Raw genomic sequence first — 3413 nt, forward strand, 5'->3', positions numbered from 1 at the left:
ACACGTAACTCCAGGTCATCGTAGGCGCTTTTGAGGCTTGCCTCTGCTTCTTGCATCTGTGCCGTCCTGTTGTCAAACAGACCAGCCAGGAGTTCCAGCTCATCATCGGTCCCCAACGGACTGCACCTGGTAATTCCCTCTGCGGAGGATTTCTCAACCCGGTTACACAACGTCAGGATCGGAGCACAGATGTTGTTACCCATCCTGATGGCAATAAATATGGCGGCTATAACGAAACAACCTCCCACAAACAGCAACTTGGTAACAGAATCAACAATAACCTCTCTGTACTGAGACCTTAATGCCCCAAGCTCAACAGATATATCCAGCTTGTCAAGGGTGGCATGGTTGCTGGTGGCATCCTGTCTTAATAATACATAGGATTTGTTTGCGTCAAAACCCTTCTCTGCAATCTTGATGCTATTGACATACATTCTGTACGAAAACAGACCTTTGAGCTGGATTTTATCAAATATGTTCACCAGATTATACTCGTTGATCATGACCGCCTGAGTGGTTTTATATAAATATATGGGCACGATATAAACCAGATTTTTATAGTCAGAGATGTAAAATCTTGGCTCCCCCATAGTCAGTGCCATTCTAAATTGTCGTGTTTTTGAATAATCCTTTGTTTTATCTAAAGTTGAGCATATGAGGCTACTGTCAAGACGCACAATCGTTACATGGTGAAAATCCCTGACTGCAAAATGCTCCACTAATTTTGGAAGGGAATCAAGCCTGCTCTGGCGATCAATAATGAACGCCATCAACATTGGGTCTTTGCTGAAACGATTGGCGTTGTCAAAGAGGTTTAGTATCCGCTGTTCGAGTTTATCCATAAAGTTTTCGTTATGCACCACCAGGCTCTTATTTAACTCACCTGTGAGGGTTCTTTCCAGCATAATGGCAACAACGCTGACGATAGAAAATAGTAAACCTGCTATAATTGCTACATGTTGCAGTAGCAATTTTTCTTTCAGACTCTTCCGGGGATGTTTAACAGTCACTTTGACCCCTTATCAACGGGCACTATGGTCCCGTTTGCGTCATACGTGGCCAGGAAGTAGTCACTGACATCCAGTGCGTCATGTCTTGTCTTTGTAAATGGGGGTGAGTATGTCTTTATCAGCCCTTCGTATTGTTGAATGTTTTCCAGTGCGTCGCGTACGGATGCGCGGTCAGTGGTCCCGGCGTTTTTGATTGCCAGTGCCAGGAGGTGAACAAGGTCATAGGCCTGCGCTGTTGCTACGGGTATGGGTATCTCCTGCGGTGTGTTGACTTTATAGGTAGCAAGGTAGTCTTTGAGCACTCTTTCGACCAATGCGTTGTCATGGTCTAAAAAGGAAAATGTCTGAATGAAACGTAAATCCATGCTTTTCAGAGGAGCTGCTACGTCCTGAAATACATATCCGGATGAGGTAAGGGTCATATGTGAAAGTACCTGTATTTTCTTTTTGAGTGTCGCCATACCGTTTATAATTGTCAGCCTGTCACCAGGAATTGCTATTACTATCAGTACATCGGCGCCGGAAGCCTCGATCCTTTGAACTTGTTGCAGTATATTTTCCTCGCCCATGTTAAATAACTCTAAGGCAGACAGCTGTATGTTTTTTTCAAGGAGACAGTCTGTCATTATCTTTGCATTTTCTTTACCCCAGACATTATTGACAACTAAAAAGGCTATTTTTTCAGACCTCTTCAATGCCTGTTGTACAAGGAAACGTCCTGCCTTGGCATCGTTGATGGAAACCCTGAATACGTAATTAGGATGATATGGATTGTTAGCGATCTTGTCCCCAGCAGCCCATGGGACGAGATATATGATCTTCTCCTTATGGACATACTCCAGATCACCCATTATTAACAGACCGTGGATACCTCCCATTATTGCCAGCAGGTTTTTTATCTTACTAAGGGTCTTTACGTTTTTTTCGCTACTACTATAGGACCCTGCATGGTCCATCACAGCAATGGAGAGTCTCTTGCCAAGCACACCACCCTGTGAGTTGATCTCCTTTATCGCAAGCTCCATCCCGCGCATTATGGCAATGCCTGACAGGGAAGCAGCTTTACTCATGTCAGCACTCAGACCTATTACGATATTATCCTCCTGCTTTGTATGGTACTTGCCTTGGAGATACTCCGTTGTCAGGTCAATGACGTCTTCCCCGATGACGGCTCTGTATTTATCGGTTATATGAGCAGTTGCCTTTTGGAATTCCCCGAGTTGTTGTTCGTTGAGATATATGACATTAACGCCTGCATTTTTTATGGCATTGATATAGTTCTCTTCCTCCTTTTTGATCAACTCTCGTTGAAACGATGTCAACTCCTTAGCGGTTGACGTGAGGGTCTGTGCGATGTCGGCGGGCAGAGAGTTCAGCTTGTTATTGTTAAAGCAAAACACGTAGGCCAGATATGCGTGATTGCTTATTGTCAGGTTGGAGATAACCTCGTACAACTTAAGGCCGTATATGGCGGCAACAGTGTTCTCCTGACCATCCGTTTCACCGCTCTTTAGTGCGTTATATGACTTGTACAATTCTACGGGGACAGGTTTTGCCCCAAAGGCAGTGAACTGATCCGAGATGATTTCGTTATTTATTATACGAATGTTCAAACCGTTGAAGTCAGAAGGGGAGTGTATTGGTCTACGTGCAATGAATTGTTTGAAGCCGTTGCCCCAAAACGCCACTCCTACAAGCCCCTCATTGCGTAACCTCTCCAGCAGCAGAGCGCCAGGTTTACCATCAAGCATCGCATAGGCATCCTCAACCCGTGGAAACAAAAACGGTATGTCCGTATACTGCATGGCTGGCAGTACCATGCTTAATTTGGGTGCCGGAGAGATCAGGATATCCAGTTTGCCCTCTAACGCCATCCCTATCATCTTGTAGTCGTCACCCAGTTGTTGGGCGGGGAAGATGTTGATATGTACCCGTCCCATGGTTCTGTCCCTGACGGTATCGGCAAATCTCTGTGCGGCGATGTACATGGTGCTGCCCGGGGGCATGTTATGGCCAAGGGTCAACTCATATACCTTTTCACCCTTCCTTTCATGGTCAGACTTACCAATGGGATGAAGGTACATCAGCACCGCTACCACTACCACTGCTACAACGGCAGCAGCAGCAAACAGGAGGTATCTTTTAATCGTCATAAATATATGTTATCGTATCAGCATGGTAAGATGGGGTCAAGGGGTCAGCGACCCCCGGCTCAGTGGGGGACTGGCCCCCTTGCAGGGGTAACGCTGTTGACTTAAGCATAAAGATGCCTGAACCACGATTTAACGGATTAAGGGATTATCAGGATTATGTTAAGAAGGCTTCGTGTTTTTTTCCTGTAAATCCTTTAATCTGTGCAATCCTGGTTCAGACAGTTACTATGTTTCCTTAAGTCAACAGCAT

The 3413-nt window shown here is 45.3% G+C and carries 2 protein-coding genes; both read right to left on the bottom strand.

Annotation, left to right across the window (positions count from 1 at the left end; genetic code table 11):
• A partial coding sequence (locus HWQ67_RS14790) for a hypothetical protein (RefSeq protein WP_218253461.1) occupies positions 1–1010 on the bottom strand: 1010 nt, incomplete at its 3' end.
• Positions 1007–3163, bottom strand: a complete 2157-nt coding sequence (locus HWQ67_RS14795; RefSeq protein ID WP_218253462.1) for a DctP family TRAP transporter solute-binding subunit — start codon at positions 3161–3163, stop codon at positions 1007–1009. The genes HWQ67_RS14795 and HWQ67_RS14790, both read right to left, overlap by 4 nt.
• Between the last annotated feature and the right edge of the window lie 250 nt (positions 3164–3413).

Source organism: Candidatus Magnetobacterium casense (assembly GCF_019173545.1).
Lineage (GTDB): Bacteria > Nitrospirota > Thermodesulfovibrionia > Thermodesulfovibrionales > Magnetobacteriaceae > Magnetobacterium > Magnetobacterium cryptolimnobacter.